Origin of the sequence: Paenibacillus sp. EKM212P (assembly GCF_011066115.1) — a bacterium.
Classification (GTDB): domain Bacteria; phylum Bacillota; class Bacilli; order Paenibacillales; family Paenibacillaceae; genus Paenibacillus; species Paenibacillus polymyxa_B.
The window spans coordinates 73,060-94,772 of the sequence record NZ_JAAMNR010000003.1 but is presented as its reverse complement, the minus strand read 5'-3'; the positions used below and the strand labels follow the sequence as shown (position 1 = coordinate 94,772).

At 48.1% G+C, this 21,713-nt stretch carries 17 protein-coding genes; 14 read left to right on the top strand and 3 right to left on the bottom strand.

The features are described from left to right. Positions 1–37 precede the first annotated feature (37 nt). Positions 38–958: an SMP-30/gluconolactonase/LRE family protein gene (locus tag G9G54_RS09665; RefSeq protein ID WP_165177653.1), complete on the bottom strand. Its 921-nt coding sequence runs from the start codon at positions 956–958 to the stop codon at positions 38–40. A gap of 416 nt (positions 959–1,374) precedes the next feature. On the opposite strand from G9G54_RS09665, the gene argC reads away from it, so the two are divergent. From argC to G9G54_RS09600, 13 genes are all read left to right on the top strand, one after another. Then, complete coding sequence (gene argC / locus G9G54_RS09660) at positions 1,375–2,424, top strand: N-acetyl-gamma-glutamyl-phosphate reductase (protein WP_069290524.1); 1,050 nt, start codon at positions 1,375–1,377, stop codon at positions 2,422–2,424. A 103-nt stretch (positions 2,425–2,527) separates the two neighbouring features. Beyond that, positions 2,528–3,754, top strand: a complete 1,227-nt coding sequence (gene argJ, locus G9G54_RS09655; RefSeq protein ID WP_069290523.1) for a bifunctional glutamate N-acetyltransferase/amino-acid acetyltransferase ArgJ — start codon at positions 2,528–2,530, stop codon at positions 3,752–3,754. Positions 3,755–3,837: 83 nt separating this feature from the next. Then, positions 3,838–4,677 carry an acetylglutamate kinase gene (argB, locus tag G9G54_RS09650; RefSeq protein ID WP_165177651.1) on the top strand — a complete coding sequence of 280 codons (840 nt, stop codon included), beginning with the start codon at positions 3,838–3,840 and terminating at the stop codon, positions 4,675–4,677. Between the two features lie 53 nt (positions 4,678–4,730). Continuing rightward, complete coding sequence (locus G9G54_RS09645; RefSeq protein WP_165177649.1) at positions 4,731–5,993, top strand: acetylornithine transaminase; 1,263 nt, start codon at positions 4,731–4,733, stop codon at positions 5,991–5,993. Positions 5,994–6,041: 48 nt separating this feature from the next. Beyond that, a complete protein-coding gene (gene argF / locus G9G54_RS09640) occupies positions 6,042–6,998 on the top strand; it encodes an ornithine carbamoyltransferase (RefSeq protein WP_165177647.1) in 957 nt (318 codons plus the stop codon). Between the two features lie 63 nt (positions 6,999–7,061). Then, positions 7,062–8,297: an argininosuccinate synthase gene (locus G9G54_RS09635; RefSeq protein ID WP_061829944.1), complete on the top strand. Its 1,236-nt coding sequence runs from the start codon at positions 7,062–7,064 to the stop codon at positions 8,295–8,297. A gap of 87 nt (positions 8,298–8,384) precedes the next feature. Next, positions 8,385–9,797, top strand: coding sequence for an argininosuccinate lyase (gene argH / locus G9G54_RS09630; protein ID WP_165177645.1), 1,413 nt, complete (start codon positions 8,385–8,387; stop codon positions 9,795–9,797). A gap of 513 nt (positions 9,798–10,310) precedes the next feature. Further along, positions 10,311–10,562, top strand: a complete 252-nt coding sequence (locus G9G54_RS09625) for a hypothetical protein (RefSeq protein WP_023990629.1) — start codon at positions 10,311–10,313, stop codon at positions 10,560–10,562. Continuing rightward, the gene (locus tag G9G54_RS09620) at positions 10,555–13,014 is read left to right on the top strand and encodes a glycosyltransferase family 2 protein (protein WP_165177643.1); all 2,460 of its coding nucleotides are present in this window, start codon (positions 10,555–10,557) and stop codon (positions 13,012–13,014) included. The genes G9G54_RS09625 and G9G54_RS09620 overlap by 8 nt, the downstream gene beginning before the upstream one ends. A 23-nt stretch (positions 13,015–13,037) precedes the next feature. Further along, positions 13,038–14,045, top strand: a complete 1,008-nt coding sequence (locus tag G9G54_RS09615; protein WP_165177641.1) for a glycosyltransferase family 2 protein — start codon at positions 13,038–13,040, stop codon at positions 14,043–14,045. Further along, entirely contained in the window at positions 14,008–14,427 is a 420-nt protein-coding gene (locus G9G54_RS09610; RefSeq protein ID WP_023990626.1) for a GtrA family protein, read from the top strand. Before G9G54_RS09615 ends, G9G54_RS09610 begins: the two co-directional genes overlap by 38 nt. Further along, complete coding sequence (locus G9G54_RS09605) at positions 14,424–16,025, top strand: ArnT family glycosyltransferase (RefSeq protein WP_165177639.1); 1,602 nt, start codon at positions 14,424–14,426, stop codon at positions 16,023–16,025. The genes G9G54_RS09610 and G9G54_RS09605 overlap by 4 nt, the downstream gene beginning before the upstream one ends. A 103-nt stretch (positions 16,026–16,128) precedes the next feature. After that, positions 16,129–17,763 (top strand): glycosyltransferase family 39 protein, encoded by a 1,635-nt coding sequence (locus G9G54_RS09600; protein WP_165177637.1) that lies wholly within the window; start codon positions 16,129–16,131, stop codon positions 17,761–17,763. Positions 17,764–17,838: 75 nt separating this feature from the next. Here G9G54_RS09600 and G9G54_RS09595 read toward each other — a convergent pair whose 3' ends face one another. Further along, complete coding sequence (locus G9G54_RS09595; RefSeq protein WP_165177635.1) at positions 17,839–18,627, bottom strand: alpha/beta hydrolase; 789 nt, start codon at positions 18,625–18,627, stop codon at positions 17,839–17,841. Between the two features lie 266 nt (positions 18,628–18,893). On the opposite strand from G9G54_RS09595, the gene G9G54_RS09590 reads away from it, so the two are divergent. Further along, complete coding sequence (locus tag G9G54_RS09590) at positions 18,894–20,039, top strand: S-layer homology domain-containing protein (RefSeq protein ID WP_165177633.1); 1,146 nt, start codon at positions 18,894–18,896, stop codon at positions 20,037–20,039. 71 nt (positions 20,040–20,110) lie between these two features. On the opposite strand, the gene G9G54_RS09585 is transcribed toward G9G54_RS09590, so the two are convergent. Then, the gene (locus tag G9G54_RS09585; protein WP_165178331.1) at positions 20,111–21,529 is read right to left on the bottom strand and encodes a VanW family protein; all 1,419 of its coding nucleotides are present in this window, start codon (positions 21,527–21,529) and stop codon (positions 20,111–20,113) included. Positions 21,530–21,713: the final 184 nt, after the last annotated feature.

Sequence of the window (21,713 nt, the reverse complement as noted above, 5' to 3'; positions counted from 1 at the left end):
TAATGTAGTGGGCTCCTCTCTCTTCAGTATGGCTTTACTAGATTCTTTTTACTAATCGTTCAAGCCAATTTGCCGTTTGTCCTTGATTGAAATACGAGGTTGGCATCCCTTTTACGCCTGTTTTCACCATGAATAGACCGCCTGCTAAGGGTTGATCGGCACTATCATCATCTTGAGCAGTCGTAATATATAACTCATCCAGATGTTCACCGCCAAAAGCGCACGAAGTCACACAATTGACGGGGAGTGACACCTCAGCAATTACTTCTCCATGAGCAGGATGGATACGGGAGACACGTTTACCGCCCCATCTCGCGATCCACAACATGCCCTCTGCATCGATTGTCATGCCATCTGGATACCCTTCACATTCATCCAATCTAGCCACCAGTTGCTTATCCTTAATAGTGCCTTGTACCACATCGTAATCGAAGGAGACGATCTCCAATGTTGGAGTATCAATGTAATACATTGTACGATGATCTGCGCTCCAGGCTAATCCATTAGATATGGAGGCTTTATCAACCAGTAAGGAGACATGGCCTTTTGTGCTCAAACTATACAATGCTCCTTGTGCGTGTTCGTCATTTAGGCTCATTGTTCCTGCTAAAAAACGACCTGCAGGATCGCATTTTCCATCATTAAAACGATTACCTGGTCTACCTTCCTCAGGATCATGGATCAATACTTTGGCCCCTGTCTCAATATCCAAACAATATAGACCGCTAATCAGCGCTACGATTACTTTATTTTTGAGATAAGGTACAACTGCACCAATATGTTCACCAACATCTATTGTACGATCTGTGCACGTAGAAGGATCATAGATATGCAATTGAAAGCCTTCAATATCGACCCAAAATAAACGTTGAAACCGCTGATCCCAGCTAGGCCCCTCGCCTAACTTTGCTTTTGCATCTATAACGATATTCGCTGTATATGTTTCGATGTGTAGCACTCCTAACGTTTTGGTTTATTTTCGACCCCAATTATCCGCTTCAGCGGCTCCTCTACGCAGATTCACTAGATGCAGCCCATGTGATTTGCTCTTGTGTGTAGTGCTACGTGTACTCCCTTCATGTTCAACAAGTTCATAAAGTGCAGCAAATGACCAATCGAGATGGATACCAATATGTGAAATAATTTAAAGGGAATATCCCCCTTTTCTTTATGCAAAACGGCAGACTGTATTCAAGAGGTCCTCTGTCTATTTTTTATTTCCTTTATTATAGCCTGTACTGCCTGCCCGTCAAAAGAATAGGTAAGAGCGCATATTTTAAATTTGGAGGAATAACATGACATGAGGTGTTGTATTTATATGAATAGAGTCGTATAATAATACATATTTCATAGGAACGGAATGGAGGAAGGTCTGTGAGCAGCAAGTTAAAAGTGGCAATTGTCGGTTCCACCGGGTATGGCGGGGTGGAGCTGATTCGTTTTTTGGTTCATCATCCGCAAGTAGAGATTGTATCTGTTATTTCTTCATCCAGCGCGGGTGTCCCAATCAGTGACGGGTTTCCACATCTGACGGACATTGTGGTGCAGGATTTGGACGGTGTCGAAGTCCACGAAATTGCTGCCAAGGCCGATCTGGTTTTCACTGCTACGCCATCGGGCGTTAGTACTAAGTTAGTGCCGCAGCTTCTTGATGCCGGACTGAAGGTCATTGACCTTTCCGGGGACTTCAGGCTTCGAAGCGGAGAAACGTATGAAGCATGGTATAAAAAGCCTGCGGCTTCACCCGAGTATCTCAAGCAAGCAGTATACGGACTCAGTGAGGTGTATGCAGAAAAGCTGGCGGGCGTTTCTTTTATTTCTAATCCAGGCTGTTATCCGACCGCAACATTGCTGGGCATTATTCCTGCACTGAAAGCGGATTGGATTGACCATCGGTCGCTGATTGTAGATGCCAAATCCGGGGTATCCGGCTCAGGTAGGGGAACAAGCCTCGTTTCGCATTATGCGGAAATGAACGAAAATTTTAAAGCTTATAAGGTGAATAAGCACCAGCACATCCCTGAGATCGAACAGGTACTGGGTGATATTGCGGGCGAGGACGTTACGATTACGTTTACGACACAACTTGTTCCCATGACCCGAGGAATTATGAGTACAATTTATGTCACGCTGAAGGGTGACCATACAGATCAGGATCTTATCGGGTTATACCGGGATTATTATAAAGGGCATCCTTTTGTCCGTGTACGTGGTGAAGGTATATGGCCAGCAACGAAGGAAGTATTGGGTTCGAATTACTGCGACATCGGTTTTGCAGCAGATGCTCGAACCGGGCGCCTTACGATTATTTCCGTCATTGATAATGTTGTGAAGGGTGCCGCTGGACAGGCGATTCAGAATTTAAATTTGATGATGGGATGGGAGGAGAACCTCGGGCTGGGCTTCATACCGGTATATCCGTAAGTAGCAAGTAACCGCAACATGGATACGGAAACGTCAGCGAGCGGAATTTCGAATACAGGCAGCTGTCATTCATCGAATATGTTGCGAACGAGGGCACATAATTATGGGCAAAGTAGAGTTTACAGTAGTAAACGGAGGCAACATCGTAACTCCGCGTGGCTTTACAGCCGGGGGATTACACTGCGGACTGAAAAATTCGAACCGCAACGATATGGGGGCAATTCGTTGCGAGGTAGAAGCGACAGCTGCTGCGGTGTACACCACCAATGTGTTTCAGGCTGCACCGCTGAAGGTGACCCGCGAGAGCTTGGCAGATGGCCGATTGCAGGCAGTAGTGGTGAACAGCGGGAACGCCAACGCCTGCACGGGACAACAAGGAGAGCAGGATGCCTACGCTATGCGTTCGGCTGCGGCTCATGAACTGGGTGTTGCTGAGAGCAATGTAGCCGTCGCCTCGACGGGCGTGATCGGCGAGCATTTGAAAATGGATTGTGTACTTGGCGGTATATCCTCCTTACCTGACCGTATGAACGGGGCAAACGATGGAGCAGAGCAATTTACGCAAGCCATTCTGACAACGGATTTAGTTAAAAAGGAAGCGTGTGTGGCGGTTGAAGTGGACGGTGTGACCGTACACATCGCTGGGGCGGCCAAGGGCTCGGGCATGATACATCCGAATATGGCAACAATGCTCGCTTTTATGACCTGTGATGCAGCGATCGGACAGACGGCGCTTCATCAACTATTAAAGCAGGCAACGGATACCAGCTTTAATATGATTACGGTGGATGGGGATACGAGCACGAACGATATGCTAATCGCCATGGCGAGCGGACTGGCTGGCAATCGTGAGCTGAACGTTGGGCATCCCGATTGGGACGCTTTTGCCGAGGCGTTCACCTATATCTGCCGAGAGCTGGCGAAGGCAATTGCTCGCGATGGAGAGGGTGCTACGAAGCTAGTAGAGGTGTCTGTAAGCGGAGCGGTAAGCGATGCGTCCGCTCAAGCGATAGCTAAGACGGTGGTTGGGTCCAGTCTGGTCAAGTCAGCCGTCTTCGGAGCAGATGCGAATTGGGGACGGATTATTGCGGCCGTAGGGCGTGCTGGAGAGCCCGTTAATCCAGATACGGTAGATATTCGCTTGGGTGATATTGTTGTGCTAAGCCAATCGAGTCCGGTCGCTTTTGACGAAGAAGAGGCGCTAGCCTATTTGCGGGGAGATACGGTGCAAATTATTGTTGATTTGCATCACGGGAACGGAACCGCTACAGCATGGGGCTGTGACCTAACCTATGATTATGTGCGGATTAACGCTGCTTATCGGACATAGATACCAGAATAAAATACGGATTGAGTAAGTCCAGCATCATTTAAAAATTGCACGGATATGCAGAGAAGAAAAGGAGAGATGATATGCAATCGGCAGTGGAACACGCGGATCAAGCGAATCATGCGGGAGTGGCACGTCGTAATTTTGTGATGAAATGCGGAGGAAGTACGCTGGCTGCGTTACCTGATTCCTTTTTTGAAGATTTGGCGCGTTTGCAGTCGGAAGGTCTTCAACCTGTCATTGTACATGGCGGTGGCCCTGCGATTTCCGACAACTTGGCGAAGCTGGGGATCGAAACAGAGTTTATTCATGGATTACGCAAAACGACCGAACCCGTGCTGGATGTCGTGGAAATGGTACTGGCAGGCAGCATTAACAAGCAGATTGTACGTAGAATAGGGATGCATGGGGGCCGAGCGTTGGGGTTGTCAGGCAGTGATGGCTATTTAATCGAAGCCAAGCCTGTGTCGAACGCCGCTGAGGTCGGTTGGGTCGGAGAGGTAACGTACGTTCAAGCCTCGATTATTACAGGTGTACTGGATATGGACTATATGCCTGTTATTGCACCCATCGGGATTGATCGATCTGGTCAGCGTTACAACATTAATGCGGATACAGCGGCGGGTGCGGTAGCCTCTCATCTGGGGGTCAGTCGGATGATCGTCGTTACAGATGTACCAGGCATATTGAAGAAGTATGGCGGAGAAAAGAAAGTGCTGGATTCTATCACCGTACAGGAGATTGAGGATATGATCAGCACAGGTGAAATATATGGTGGTATGATCCCGAAAGTGAGAGCGGCTATTGCCTGTATCCATGGCAAAGTGAAGGAAGTCGTCATTGTGAACGGTAGCGAACCGCAGGTACTAAGCCGTGTGCTGGGCGGAGAATCGATTGGAACACGCATCGTGCGTATGCAGTAATTGCAACATATAGCTCGACCTATATAACCAAACGATAAAGGAGCGTGAACATAATGAGTAAGGAACCGAATACGCTGGTGAGCGAGGAAATGCCAAGTACGGATGGAAGCGGAGTGCAAACGGAAAAGGTGTCGGCAAAAGCGCAGACAGAAAGCTCCCTTTTTCCAACCTACGCAAGATACCCGCTTACACTCGTGAAAGGACAAGGAAGCTGGCTGTGGGACGATCAGGGCAAGCGTTATCTGGATTTCATGTCAGGCATTGCCGTTACCAATCTCGGCCATGCGCCTCAAGCAGTAGCTGAACGATTGAAAAAACAGATCGATGAATTGTGGCATGTATCCAATCTGTTTCATATTCCGGGGCAAGAACGGGCTGCTGCGTTGCTGACAGCAAATAGCAGTGCAGATGCCGTGTTTTTCTGCAACAGCGGGGCCGAAGCGAACGAAGCTGCAATTAAGCTGGCGCGTCGTTACCACCAGAAGGTAAAGCAGACCGGTCGCTACGAAATCATTACGTTCACGCAATCCTTTCACGGACGGACGCTGGCAACCTTGACCGCTACGGGTCAGGACAAAGTTAAAGAGGGTTTTTTACCGCTTCCTGCCGGGTTCAAAAGTGTTCCGCTTCATGATCAGACGGCTCTTGAAGCAGCCATTAGTGAGCATACGGCGGCAATTATGCTGGAAATGGTGCAGGCTGAAGGCGGTATGTATCCGGTAGACCCTGCTTTCGTAGACGTGATTACAAAGCTGTGCCGTGAGCATGGTTTGCTGCTGATCATTGACGAGGTGCAAACAGGTATGGGACGGACGGGCAAACTGTTTTCCTTTGAGCATTATGGCATAGAGCCGGATATCTTTACATTGGCGAAAGGACTGGGCAGTGGTTTCTCTGTGGGTGCGATGCTAGGCAAAGGATATTTGCGTGAAGCGTTCACAGCGGGCAGTCATGGTTCTACCTTTGGAGGTACGCCACTTGCTATGGCAGCGGTTCAAGCTACTATTGAAACGATTATTGATGACAAGCTGCCAGAACGTGCAGCTGAGATGGGAGATTACCTTTTCTATAGTCTGCAAAAGCAGCTTGGAGATAGTCCTTTTGTAAAGGATATCCGTGGAAAAGGTCTGATGGTTGGTATTGAGTGTGCGGAACCGGTAGCGGAGCTTGTTTTGGCAGGACAGAAGAAGGGCATTCTGTTCATTACAGCAGGACCGAACGTGATTCGTCTGTTGCCTAACTTGTATGTAACGAAAGACGAAATAGATCAGGCTGTAACCTTGATTGCTGAATTGTTTCGGGAGCATTTGGCTTAGTGTAAAGGCCAAATTATCATAGACTAGAGTGTAAAAGGAGACGATAGCATGAGCCAGAGCGGCGCACTGCAGCAGATGAATTTGAAAGGACGAGACTTCCTGGAGCTGGACGATTACTCTCCAGAGGAAATCCAGTATTTAATTGATCTCGCCATTGAAATTAAGCGTAAGCATAAAAACGGGGAAACCTATCAGCCGCTAAAGGGGAAAACGCTCGGACTGATTTTCGAAAAATCCTCTACACGTACACGGGTATCTTTTGAAGTCGGTATGTATCAATTGGGGGGGCATGCTCTTTTCCTAAGCAAAAATGACATTCAACTGGGACGCGGCGAACCGATTAGCGACATGGCTCAAGTCATGTCACGTTATCTGGATGGCATTATGATTCGTACCTTTGGGCACGATAATGTGGTAGAGTTGGCACGTTATGCATCCGTTCCTGTGATTAATGGATTGAGTGATTTGGCGCATCCATGCCAAGTGCTAGCTGATTATCAAACCTTGTATGAGCAAAAGGGTAAGCTAAAAGGGCTCAAATTGGCTTACATCGGAGACGGTAACAATATGGCTCATTCCCTCTTAATTGGGGGAGCAAAGCTCGGAGTGCATGTGTCCATTGCAAGTCCAGCTGGTTACGAGCCCGACCCGAATGTGGTCGTAGCTTCCCGTGAAATTGCCAAACAGACAGGGAGTGAGATCGTTATAACCCAAAGTCCGCAGGAAGCAGTACAAGATGCGGATGCGATCTACACAGATGTGTGGGCGAGCATGGGCTTTGAGGAAGAACAGAAGGAACGGGAGCTTGCTTTTGCCGACTTTCAGGTGAATGAGGAGCTGGTCAAGCTGGCGAAGCCAGATTATTTATTCTTGCACTGTCTGCCTGCGCATCGTGGGGAAGAAGTAAGCGCAGGCGTAATCGATGGTCCGAATTCGGTCATCTTTGATGAAGCAGAGAATCGTCTGCATGCGCAAAAAGCGCTGTTAGTTGCTTTAATGGCATAAGGTTGATAGGTATTGATAGGTAAAGAAGATAAAGGCTAGAAGCATTCGGGGAGGACTTCAACAATGGCAAAAGAAAAAATCGTACTCGCATATTCCGGCGGTCTGGATACGTCGGTCATTCTGAAATGGCTCAAAGAAACTTATGATGCTGAAATTATCGCATTCACCGCAGATATCGGTCAAAAGGAAGAACTGGACGGTTTGGAGGAAAAAGCACTCGCTACAGGGGCTTCCAAAGTGTACATTGATGATCTGCGTGATGAATTCGCCAAGGATTTTATCTATCCGATGTTTCAGGCAGGTGCTTTATATGAAGGACAATATTTGCTCGGAACGAGTATTGCACGTCCATTGATCGCTAAGCGGATGGTCGATATTGCGATTGCCGAGGGAGCAACAGCCATTGCTCACGGGGCAACAGGCAAAGGTAACGATCAGGTACGCTTCGAGCTGAACGCGGCGGCGTTGACGCCGGATATCAAGGTGATCGCACCTTGGCGGCTGGAAGAGTTCCGCAATCAGTTCCCGGGCCGTGCAGAAATGATTGCCTATGCGGAAAAACACGACATTCCGGTAACTGCTTCTGCAGCCAAACCATACTCCATGGACCGTAATCTGCTGCATATCAGCTATGAAAGCGGCGTGCTGGAGGACCCTTGGTTTGATCCAAGTGCTCCTGAAAATAAAGGAATGTTCTTGCTCAGCAACGCGCCTGAGGACGCTCCTGATGAAGCAGAATATTTGGAGTTGGAATTTGAAGCAGGTAACTGCGTCGCTTTGAACGGAGAACAGCTAAGTCCATTGCAAGTGATGGAAAAACTGAATGAGCTCGGTGGCAAGCATGGTATCGGACGTGTGGATATGGTAGAGAACCGTTTTGTCGGCATGAAAAGTCGGGGAGTCTATGAGACGCCGGGCGGTACGATCCTGTTCACAGCTCACCGCAAAATGGAATCCATCACGATGGATCGCGAGGTTATGAATCTGCGTGATAGTCTGATTACCCGTTATGCTACCTTGGTTTATAATGGTTTCTGGTTCGCACCGGAACGTGTCGCTTTGCAGGCCCTGGTTCATGAGAGTCAGAAAAATGTCAGTGGTACCGTGCGCGTGAAGCTGTACAAAGGCAACGTTATCGGCGCAGGCGTTAAAAGTCCGGTTAGCTTGTACAACCCGGACATTGCTACCATGGAAGCCGATCCGACACAAGCCTACGATCAAGGCGATGCAACAGGCTTTATCCGCTTGAATGCTCTGCGTTTAAAGGTCAACGCGGGCGTAACACAAAATCATAAATAATGATGTAACCTAAAAAAATGTACGGGATGCGGGCCGTTCTTGTCCAAACGACGAGGGCGGCTTGTATTGCAGAGAGGGGATCATGCAATGAGTAAGCTATGGGGCGGACGGTTTACGAAGCAAACGAACAAGTTGGTAGAGGAATACACGGCTTCTATCGGGTTTGATCAGGCGTTGGCGGAAGAAGATATTCAAGGCAGTTTGGCTCATGTGGCCATGCTGGGGAAATGCGGAATTATTCCGCAGGAGGATGCAGACACGATCAAGGAAGGACTGCACACGGTTCTGGAGCGTATCCGCCGTGGGGAAATTGAATTTTCCGTTTCGGATGAGGATATTCACATGAATATTGAAAAAAATCTAATTGAGGCCATTGGTCCGGTCGGGGGGAAACTACACACTGGGCGCAGCCGTAACGATCAGGTAGCAACGGATATGCACTTGTACTTGCGAGGACGTGTGGTATCGCTGGTGGGTATGCTGCATGACGTACAAGCTGCATTAATCGGCCAGGCAAAGGATAATCTGGACACGATTGTACCTGGATACACACACTTGCAGCGTGCACAGCCTATTTTATTTGCACATCATCTGCTGGCGTATGTGTCTATGCTGGAGCGTGATATTGACCGACTCAAAGACAGCTATAAGCGGATTAACGTATTGCCGCTCGGTGCTGGCGCTTTGGCGGGGACCACTTTTCCGATCAACCGTCACTTTGTAGCCGAGCAACTGGGGTTTGATGGCGTATATGAAAATAGCCTCGATGCCGTCAGCGACCGGGATTTTATCGTAGAGTTCCTGGCTGGCGCCTCGCTGATTATGACGCATTTGTCTCGTCTGAGCGAAGAATTGGTGCTATGGAGTAGCACGGAGTTTGGTTTTGTCGAGCTGGATGATGCTTTTTGCACAGGCAGCAGCATTATGCCGCAGAAGAAAAACCCGGACGTGCCCGAGCTGGTACGTGGTAAAACCGGACGTGTCTATGGAAACCTCATGGGCTTGTTGACTGTACTGAAATCCTTGCCGCTGGCATACAACAAGGACATGCAGGAGGACAAGGAAGGGATGTTCGATACCGTTGCCACGCTGGAAGGAGCCTTGCAACTGTTCGCACCGATGATCGCCACGATGAAGGTGAACAAGGATCGCATGCGTCAAGCGGTCAACCAGGATTTCTCCAATGCAACTGATATTGCGGACTTTTTGGTCGGCAAAGGGCTTCCGTTCCGTCAGGCGCATGAGGTCATTGGCAAAACCGTGCTGTATTGCATCCAGCATGGAAAATATTTGCTTGATCTGACACTGGACGAATTTCAGCAGTTTTCGGATCTGTTCGACGATCGTATTTATGAGGTGCTTCAACCAGAAGCGGTAGTTAATGCACGGAATGTATATGGCGGAACCGCTACTGCGCAGGTACAGGCAGCCATTGGGCGCAGTGAACAGCTCCTGGCGAATACATCAACATGGTTTGGAGGGCACAAGCCGAAAAATTAATCAGTAAAGAAAGATATTATTGTCTTGCACAGTAGCGGGATGCTGTGTAAAATCAGATTTTAAGGAATTAGCAATCTAGGTTTCAAAGGCACCGTTCGCGGTGTCTTTTGTGCTTTTTGAGGTATTTGTTTTATTCATGATCCCAATGATCATGAAATGCATAGATTTCCTGGAAGGTATTTTTCATAGCATTTAATTTATAGTTCTAAATACCTACTAATACGCTAGTGTGAAAGTTTCTAGAATTTACATTTTTGTATACTACGCCTACGATGATTATGGTAGAATAGCACTAAGTTTTTCATTGAATTACCAATTCAATAGGACAAGAACTATATTCAATAAATAAATGTCAAGTTACTAGAGGCACTTTTGATTAGGCCAATTTCATAAATGTGTAAATGAAGGGCTTGAATGAGAACATAGGTATGTCCTGGTTTCGGGAGAACGGCAAGTAAAGGCTCTAAAGTCGATGTAGCTGAAGGCAGAGTCGGGATGATCTAGGGAGGTATTATGAGAACTAAAAGGACGGCGCGTCAGTTAAAGAGCGCTTGGTTCGGTTATCGCGCTTCTGAAGCCGATCAACTGATATCTTCATTGCATGAGGAACGGGTGCAAGCGGAGGAGTTACTGCGTGAGGAGCGGGAACTTTTCCACGCGGCGCTGGAACGGAAAAAGCAGCGGGATGCGGAGTTAAAGCAGCTGCTTGCGGATGCGCTTGCGGAAGAGCGGCGCTGGATTGAAAGGGCGGGAATTCATGGGTGACAAGCTTAGGTGGCAGGTTGGAGGAGTTTCAATTCGCCAAACCAAGAGAAGAATAAAAGAAGAGCGTCAGCGAATCGAACAACTGCAACAACAGCTAGAGGCTCAGCGGTTAGAGCAGGCCCCGGTGCTGTACAAGCTTGATTTTCATATTGAAGAGTTAGAACGGCGACTTCAGGATACAGAACTTCGTATCCAGGTGATACAGAACGCCAATGATACAGCAGCAGCTGTGGAACAATTGCTGGATGAAGGGATACAGGATGGACAGGTGCAGGAGGCTCAAGTCCAATATGCCTCTGGGCAGGAACAGACAGCAGCAGGAGCTGCTATGGGCGCTGCTTCCAGTATCCCTGGTACGGAAGGCGAAGAGGCCGCAACAGGAACGCAGAGCGGACGAAACGGCAAGGCCCGTCTGGGGGATCAACTGGTGGAGAACGGGATGATCACCCGCGATCAGCTGACAGATGCCATCCGTAACCAGAAGCGTTACGGTGGCAGGTTGGGCGATATTCTTGTAGAGATGGGCTTCATTACGGCTGAGCAGCTCCAGGAACAGGTTGACGGCGACGAGTCCAAGGAGCGCTTAGGCGATATGCTGGTTCGTTCCGGTTATATATTACCGGAACAACTGGAGCGCGCACTGGAGTTCCAGGCGAAGAGCGGCGGACTACTGGGAGACATCTTGCTGTCATTGCAAATGCTGGAACCTGCGGATTTGTACCGCGCGATTGCTACACAGAACCGAATCGGGCGTATTGGTGAGGAACTCGCGCTGGATGCGGCGTATAAACTACCCGAGCAAGTGGCGATGGCATATGGCGTGGTCGTCATCCATCAATATATGAACCGTTATATTGTGGCGGTCAGCGATCCACTGCCAGAAGAGCGACGCTTGAAGCTGGAAGAAATTTTGGGTATGCCGGTAGAGCAGGTGCTTGCTACGAAGGAAGAGATGGAGCAGCTCTGGGGTAAAATCTACGGTGAAGAAATGATGCAGGAGAGCACGACCGGGCTATTGGAAAAAGAACCGCACAATTCGGCGCGGACGACTTTTACAAAGGGACAACTTTGGGTGTTCGCGGCCATGGGTATGATTACACTGCTCGGCCTCTTGTGGAACAGTTGGAAAACGGTGTTGATCATCAATATGATGATTCAGCTGTTTTATTTTGCCATGACGCTATTTAAATTTGGCATCATTTATCTTGGTTCCCGACGTGGGGCGCAGCTTCGTTTCACGAAGGAAGAGGTTGACGCCATGGATGAAAAGAAACTGCCGATCTATACCATTCTTGTACCTATGTATAAGGAAGCGGGCGTGCTTCCGATGTTATTGCGGAATTTGGAGCAGCTGGATTATCCAAAGTCCAAGCTGGATGTGCGGCTGCTGATTGAAGAGGATGACATTGAGACGATTGAGCTACTTCGGGAAATGAAGCTGCCGGCCTATTACACGACACTAGTCGTTCCAGACGGTTTGCCGAAAACCAAGCCGAAGGCATGTAATTACGGACTTATTCGGGCACGTGGCGAGTTTGTCGTGATTTACGATGCTGAGGATCGTCCCGACGCTGATCAGCTTAAAAAGGTCATTGCAGCGTTCGATTCACTCCCTGAGCATTATGCGTGTATTCAGGCGAAGCTCAACTATTTTAATAGTACACAAAATCTGCTGACCCGCTGGTTCACTCAAGAATACAGTATGTGGTTCGAGTTACTGCTGCCGGGTATTATGCAGTTAGATACCCCAATTCCGTTAGGCGGCACATCCAATCATTTTCGGGTATCTGTATTAAAAGATATTAATGCGTGGGACCCCTACAATGTAACCGAGGATGCTGATCTGGGCATACGTCTGTATAAAGGCGGCTACAAAACTGCTATTGTCGATTCCCGCACATGGGAGGAAGCTAACAGCCGCGTGGGCAACTGGATTCGTCAGCGGTCACGCTGGATCAAGGGGTATATGCAGACATGGCTGGTTCATATGCGAAATCCGGTTAAGCTGGTGCGCGAAGTGGGCTGGAAAGGCTTTTTCGGCTTTCAGGTGATGATTCTGGCAACTCCGATGTTGCCATTGCTGAATCCGATTTTTTGGGGGTTGCTTATTTTATGGTTTGGCTGGGAGTTGTCCTTTATTCCCAAGCTATTCCCGGGTTATGTATATTACTTGGCCAGCGCGGAGTTTTATATCGGTAACTTTCTGTTCGTATTCAGTAATGTGGCCGGAATGTATTGGGTCATCGGGGAACTGGAAGAGCGCGGTGAACGAACATTTTCATACGCGATGGTCAAATACGGGCTACTCTCGCCGTTATATTGGGTACTTATGAGTATAGCTGCGGTGAAAGCCGCTTGGCAGCTCATTACCAAGCCGTTCTATTGGGAGAAGACCACGCATGGTCTGACCGATATGCACGACTTGGATGATACCCCGGCACAGTCCTCCTGAATATGAAGAAAGAAGGAGCAAGAATGGAGACAAAAACACCTTTTTTATCCGTCGTCATTCCCATGTACAATGAAAGCTCGCATCTCGAGCGTTCACTTAAGGTAATTGATGGGGTATTGTCTGTTGTCACCTCACGCTATGAGCTCATCATAGTAGATGATGGTTCCAAAGACGATACGTGGCTCAAGCTGTCCGAATTGTCCCGTCGTATGCCCTCTTTGCTCGCGCTCCGGCTGAGTCGGAATTTCGGCAAGGAGCTGGCGTTGTGCGCAGGTCTGGAAAATGCCTCTGGCGATGCGATTATTGTCATGGACGGTGATTTGCAGCATCCTCCTGAAATGATTGGAGAAATGGTACGTTTATGGCAAAATGAAGGTTATGATTTGGTCGAATGTGTGAAAGAATTTCGGGGAGAAGAGTCGGTGGGCAAAAAGCTCGGAGCTTCTTTGTTCTACGCGACCCTGAACCGCTTGACGGGCTTTAATCTCAAGGATGCCTCCGATTATAAGCTACTGGATCGACGAGTGGTGGATGCCTGGATGGCGATGCCAGAGCGGATGCCGTTTTTCCGCGGGATGACAGCCTGGCTAGGTTTCCGTAAAACCCAGATCTCATTCCGGGTGGCTCCACGCGAAGAGGGGCCAAGCCGCTGGAGTCCGTTAGGGCTGATTCGACTGGCAGCAGAAGCGATCGTTTCGTTTTCAACAGTACCGTTGCGGGTAGTAAGTCTGATGGGCCTCATTTTTATGCTGATTTCAGTCGTATTGGGGATTCAGACCTTAATGCGCAAATTAACGGGTGACGCTGTGACCGGTTTTACCACTGTGATTTTGCTGCTCTTGATTATTGGCAGTGTACTCATGCTGTCGATTGGAGTGGTAGGAGAATATATTGCCGCCATATATCACGAAGTCAAAGCTAGGCCTCGCTATCTGATAGCAGATAAACGGGCGAATGCTGACCGATTTTGGGTGGACAGGGAGTTTAATCAACATGATCAGACGTTCATATCTAAAGTATCCAATCATTAAATACGGTATTGTGGGGCTGCTGGGTACAGGTATCCATGTTGGTGTGCTTGTGTTGCTGGTGGAGTTGTTTACGGTACCAGCAGTAACGGCTACTACAATCGGATTCGTGGTTACATTGCTCGTTTCGTATGTGCTGAACCGAAACTGGACGTTCGAGCCTACCGGCGAGGGAAGCCGCACCCAGTTTCTTAAATATTTATTGGTCTGTACCTGTGGCTTGCTCTTAAATGCCGCTCTGATGTACGTGACCATTCACTGGATCGGTTGGTCGTATCTGATCGGTGAAGTACTAACTACCATCATCGTGCCTGTTCATAATTATATCTGGAACCGTTACTGGATCTTCTCCGTTCCGCAACAGCGTCAGAAAGAGGTTTCATGATTTTAAGAAAACACGGAAAATTGCTATCATTGTTTGCTTGTATTACTACTCTTGAACTGGCCGTGGGTGTGTATTTTGCATGGCATCTTGGCTATATGCATACCGATGCGCTCAGTCGAGTGGCTAATGCATTTTATGTGCTGTACAGTCGTGATCCACACTTGGGTGCTATCGGGTTTGTATGGAATCCGCTACCCAGTTTGATGGAACTGATAGTGCTGTTGTTTTATCCTTTATTTCCGGTACTCGCTTCCCACGGGCTGGCGGCAGTGATTGTGAGTAGCCTGTTTGCAGGGGCGAGCGCGGCATTATTGTATGCGACGGGCAAACAGTTGGGGCTTCACGGTGCAACCAGCTTGCTGATTGCGCTATTATTTTCACTGAATCCATTTATGTTTCTGTTTGGCTTCAACGGCTTGAGTGACTCGCCATATATCTTTTTCATCCTGTTGACAGTGAGTCGATTTTGTATGTGGTTGAAGGATCGCAAGGCGGCGAATTTGATCGTATCCGGTTTTGCGCTTGCATTGGCATTTTGGGTACGCTATGAAGCGGTCCCGCTCGGCGTTGCGATGGCTGTGGGTGTATTGCTGACGATCTTTTTTCTGCACCGGTGGCGTACAAACAGAGAGAGGGTTAGAACGGAATTGTCTTTAAAAGAGCGACTGTACAAGGTGGAGGCGACATGGCTTCTATTATTGTTGCCACTTGTCTTTTCCGGTCTGCTGTGGCTCTTTTTTAACTGGATTATCATGGGCGATCCGCTTTACTTCTTACGCTCGCAATATTCCAATTCCACACAATCAGCGGTTTTGTTGGAAGATCAACGCTTTGTGGCCATGTTTGCCCACCCTGTGCTGATGCTAAAGTTTATCGGGCAACGAACCTTATGGTATGCTGCTCCGTTGATTGCGATTTTGCTCATACGACTATTGGACAAACGTCTGTTGAGTTGGAGCACGTTAACGCTACTGGCCATTTTTTTATCGGTGCCTGGACTTCAGCTTTTGCTGATGCTCAAGCAGTCTTCTTTTGGCTGGTTCCGATATTTTATGTATGTATTCCCGATTACAGTTGCCTGGTTGCCGTATGAGCTAAGTTTATTGAAGGGAAAAATGAGGGGGATCGGAATCTCTCTGGTAACAGCAGGAATGTTGGTAACAGCAGGCTTGTTATCCTACGCACTGACGAACCCCGCGATTGCAGCAGATGAACACAGCTATTTAACGCATAGTGGTAATGAAAGCTACGAACGTCAAATTATTGAGCGGAAAATAGCGCCGTGGCTGGATGAGCATTATGGTTCATCTCTCATTTTGACAGATTCCTATGCCGCCTATCCGATCATTTTGAGCAGTAAAATTCCAAAGAAATTTATGATTACGAGTGATTACGATTTTGGGAAATCTTTAATGGATCTGCCTGCTTCCAAGGTGGATTATGTCTTGGTCACGCGCTTGGTGGATGGGGTACCGCTGGATCAGGTAAACCGGAGCTATCCTGATTTATTCGAAAAGGGAGCGTCGTGGGCCTCACTGGTACATGACTTTGACGGGCAGTGGCGATTGTACAAAATAGAGCATGAAGAATCGAAATAATTATGATATTTTACTGCATCGTAGCGGAGGAAAGAATACAGCTGTAGGGTGTGAGTGGGCTACAGCTGTATCACCGCAAGAAGTTTGAGGGGGAACGAGAGGAATGTCCTTTCGCAAATGGTCTGCAAGCAGATGGATGGCTATAGGTCTGTTTGTATTTATACTTGCATTGGAACTGTCTGCGGGTATCTATTTCAGCTATGTTCTGGGATATATGCACACAGACGCGCTCAGTCGCGTAGCTAATGCATTTTATGTGTTGTACAGCCGTGACCCGCATCTGGGCGCAATCGGATTTATCTGGAATCCACTACCCAGTCTTCTGGAGATGGTGATTCTACTGCTGTATCCAATCTTTCCGGCATTAGCCACCTATGGATTGGCTGCGGTCATTCTTAGTGCTACCTTTGCCGCTTTGACCGCTATGTTGCTGTATCGGGCGGGGGTCAGAACAGGGCTTAGCTCAGGGATGAGCATCATGCTGGCACTGTTGTATGCACTGAATCCGTTTATTTTACTGTTTGGTGCCAATGGGCTGAGCGATTCGCTATACATATACTTCATTATGATGACGGTGATTGAGTTTGCATTGTGGCTCAAGGATCGCATGACGGCAAGTTTGATTGTTTCTGGATTAGCGCTTGCCATGGCGTTCTGGACTCGCTATGAAGCGGTTCCTCTGGGCGTGGCAATGGCGGGTGGAGTGGTATTGGCGATCATGTTTCTTCATCGAAACATGGGCAGACGTGAACTGGCCTTGCGAGAAAAACTGCACAAGGTCGAGGCAACCTGGTTACTGCTTCTGCTCCCTGTGGTCTTTTCCGGGCTGTTGTGGATTTTCTTCAACTATCTCATTATGGAGAATGCTTTTTACTTCCTGAATTCGGAGTATTCGAACACAGCCCAATCGGCAGAGCTGCTGAATGATGATAAGTTTGTAGAGATTTTCTCCAATCCGCTGGTGGCCTTGAAATTTATTGCTTCCAAAACACTCTGGTATTCGGTACCGTTGTTTGCTATTCTGTTCATTCGTCTGTTGAGTGGACGCTTGTTCCGATGGGGAACATTGATTATTTTGCTGCTGTTCCTGTCAGTGCCAGGGTTGCAATTTTTACTCATGATGAAGCAATCTTCGTACGGATGGTTTCGTTATTTTATGTACGTGTTCCCAATTACTGTAGCTTGGTTGCCTTATGAGCTGAGCCAGCTTCAGGGACGATGGCGGAGGGCAGCCTTTGGTCTGGTGTCGGTCAGTCTGCTGCTTACCGCTGGATTACTTTCCTATGCGTTGACTCGCCCGGATATTGCACCGGATGAGAACAGCTTTCTCACACGAACGGGTAATGTGAACTATGTGAGACAGGAGTCAGATCGTAAGATTGCCGTCTGGTTGGATGAGCATCTGCCGAAGTCTACCATTATGACCGATTCGGCTTCAGCCTACACCATGATTGTCTACAGCCAATATCCCAAACGCTTCCTGATCACCAGTGATTATTCGTTCAATAAGGCATTAAGTTATCCGCAGGATAACCATGTGGATTATATCCTTGTACCTAAGATCATGTCAGGCATGCCACTGAGTAAAATCAATATGGTATATCCAAATTTATATGAAAAAGGCGCTCCATGGGTCCAGCTTGAACGTGAGTTTAACGGTGAGTGGCGCTTGTACAAGGTGCTACCCAAGTCACTAACTAAAGCCTCTCCCTCGACGGAGACCACGACAAATCCGTAATGTGCAAAAAAATCCCCGAGCCTATCCCTTAGCCATGGTGCGATGAGGGAAGCTGCGGGGATTTTTTTAACCTGTTTAGTGCTCTTTGAGTGGTAGCCACGCCAGTACATCCTGAATTTTCGCGTCCCAGTATCCCCATTCATGAGCCCCAGGACCTTCTTCGTAGGTCAGCGGAACTCCGGTAGTATTACATCTTTCACGGAAAACCTGATTTCCCTTATATAGGAAATCCTCCGTGCCGCAGCATTGGTAAAGCCGGGGAAGAGAGGTCCCCAAGGTCGCATGACGTTGTAACAGTTCCAGCAAGTCGTGATCCGTTCCACGTATTTCACCTGGACCAAAAATGTTAAGCCATTCCGCTGGACTCATCGCATTTTGCATAGGATCGGTGCGTGATGCGTGTAAATCCATGACTCCCGAAAGGCTGGCAGCGGCTGCAAAACGCTCTGGATGCTGGAGTGCCAGTTTGAAAGCACCATATCCCCCCATAGAAAGCCCGGCTACAAAATTGTCTTCACGCTTGTCGGACAGAGGAAAGAATGAACGTGCCAAAGACGGCAATTCTTCACTGATAAAGGTCCAATAAGCCGCTCCTTGCTCCATATTCGTATAGAAACTCCGATGTACCTGGGGCATGACGACAGCTAGGCCCAATGAGGCGACATAGCGTTCAATGGAGGTTCGACGCAACCAGGTTGAATCATCGTCCGACAGGCCATGCAGCAAATATAGCGTCGGATGTGGCCCGGTTCCTTGCTTGCCCTCCAGTCCGATTTGCGAACGGGTTGCCTGAGGAAGAATAACATTCATGGATGTGCTCAGACCTAGAACTTCCGAATAAAACTGACATTGAATAAGAGCCATAAGAAGACCTCTTTTCTTAGGGTTTTGTGATCTCATTGCGGTGTTCCAGCATATGACTGAGTATTCATTCAGTATACCTTAGCCTGTCTAAATATACATATCCAAGTGAATAACTAGGTATTAAGTCCCGTTTCTTATTTATCCTACATTAGGTGGGGGTATGGTTATATGGGACGATTTTTTTAATTTGGGGGTTATTTGGGTTTGATTTCTGGTAAAGTGTTTAAAAAAGAATGATGAATCCAATCAGAGGAGGAATTTATAGCATGGGAAAAAAGTTAAGAAACACAGTTACAGGTGTATTGAGTACAGGTCTTATTCTTAGCGCATTCAGCGCAGCGGCAGCTGCTCCCCAAACTACAAGTGGACATTGGGCGGGAGACCAGGTGCAACGCTGGTCAGCCACAGGGCAATTGGACGGGGCGGTGAAACCGGATGCAGCAATCACACGTGCTGAATTTATTGTTCTTCTGAATCGCAGCTTGGGAACGTTCACACAGGAAACTCCAGCAGTGACAGACGTAACATATGCGGGTGGTGTGAAAGTAAACGGTAATGGAAGCAGAACGTTCACAGATGTTCCAGCTTCGCACTGGGCATACAACGAGCTGACAAGTGCCGTGAATGCAGGCTACATAAGCGGCTATGCAGATAACAAGCTCAAACCAAATGGTAAGGTAACACGTCAAGAGGCTGCGGCTATCGTAGGCAAAGCTATTGGACTGACTGCGGGTAACGCAGCAGATGTTACTAAATTCATTGACTCCGACAAAATTGGATCTTGGGCGAAGAAAAGTGTAGCGGCAGCTGCGGAGCAAAAAATCATCAACGGTTATCCGGATGGTAAATTCCAGCCACTGAAGTCGCTGACTCGTGCAGAGGCGATTGCTATTCTGGACGCTGCTTCCGGTTACAACCTGAGCTCTGTCGATAATCTGACGACGACTCCTGGTGGAACGGTGACGGACTCCACATACAGCAACGTGACAGATTCCACTTATGGTAACACGTCAACTACTTCTGGCAGCGAAACAGGAGATAGCAGCACAAGTACCAGCACAGATAGCACGACTACGGACAACTCTACAACAATAGATACCAACACAGATACCGACACAACTACGGATACGACTACGACTACAGACACAGTTGCAACTACGGAAGCACTGAAAGTCAACGATGTGCATGATGGTGAAGGTACAATTACAGGGACAGCTAAAGCTGGTTCCACAGTTACTGCCTATTCCAACGATCTGCCTATCGGTAGTGCAGTTTCCAAAGATGATGGCACATTTAGTATCAGTGTGCTTACTCAAAAAGCAACGGTTAGACTGGTAATCAAAGCTAAAGATGCAGACGGTAACGAAAGTGAGCCTGTAGAAATTTCTGTTTTGGGTAAACGCAGCGAGTAATTTATAGCTAAAATCCCCCTTTCACTCTGTCTGGAACAAGTCCAGCCGACAGTAGAAGGGGGATTTTTCGTTTATTCGCTTATACCGTCCTCGACAATAGATCTCTCGGGTTCACGTGTTTGTGGCTCAGACGATGTGCCACCGCCATAACTAGCTATAATGCGTTGCTGCGCTCGATACGTATCGCGGCTGATTCGGGTGCGATCTACAGTTTTTCCGTCTACCTTTTTTACCCGGAATGTTTCTACCACATACCCTTCTTTGCCTTGCCGAAGTACTTGATAGAAGCCGGGGGAAAGTGAGTCGTTACGGAGTCTCTTCTCCGGTATGGGAAGTACGCGAACCGTATGGGATTCCAGTTCATACGAAACATTGGATGGAAATGTACCAAAAAATTTAACAGTAAGCGTTCGGTTTTGGACAGCCGCACGAAGCAGTAAATGCTTGCCTGTATTGTTTCTAAAACGAAAATTAATGGACCCTGTAGCAAAAGTCGCATCCTGACCTTTGGGTAGGTAGCTGACTGGCAAAGAATGGTTGCGGCGCTCAACAATGTCCAAACCGACTCGCAGTGCTGCATTATACACCGTGCTGGATACCTGACAAATCCCGCCGCCTATGCCGGACTCCAACTGACCGTTCACGATCACTGGAGCTTCACGAAAGCCATGAGTGCGCTCAGCCTTGGCAATCAATTGACCGTAGTCGAATATGTCGCCCGGCTTGAGAATTAAACCATCAACGGTGCTTGCCGCTGAATTGACGTTATACACGCGTCCTTCCGAGCTACTGCCGAGACTGGTGGAGAACTGGACGATTTTACGCTCAATCCCTTCATTACGTAGACTGTCCACCGAAATTTTCGGTTCCAGCTGACGGAACGGTAATTCCACTCGTATCGGCTCGTCAGAAGCGGTAAAATCCTTGGGCAGCGCCTTATCTAGTGCGGCGTCCAATCTGGGCCAATCCAGGCGTCGGGCAGAGCGCCCTGGAATATAACGAACCTGATCATTCCCGTCAATCTGACGCACAGCATTGATAGGCATGCCATATCGTTGCTCCTCCCAATCGACTCCGAATCGGGCCCTTAATATCTCCTTCTGTCGGAAAGATGTGATAGACCATTCCTTCTCGAAGCTAAAACGTGTCTGCACACGAGTCCATAGATGCTCTGAGCTGAGCGCCTTCACGGCATTCCGAAATGCCTCCGCTTTATAACGAATCCCTGCTTCCCCAAGTGTAAGTTTTATATCCTGTGCACTGCTGTCACTGTCCGTCAGAAGCAGTCGACGTTGCTTCAATGCATCCAGTTTTTTATCCACCAGCCGAAGAGCGGCTGTGTGATCCATGCTTCCTACGTTCATTCCTCCGACCCTCACTCCCTCCGGCAGCGTTTGTCTGTCGGCGTACAGATGAAGTCCTCCCCACAACATGGCCAGCGCCAGAACGCCAGACCATATCCAAATGACAGATAAATGAATTTTTTTCATTTTCATAATGCAGATGTCTCCTGTCTGATAAGCTTGATAGCGTACTCGTGTGCCATAATATTCATATATATGTGCCAAAAGCAGAAAACTTTCGGTACTATTTAGGTAACAAATTTGTTACAATGATAAACGGTATGATGAAATAGAGAAGTTTTTAAAGGAAATGCATGGAATATGTCGAATG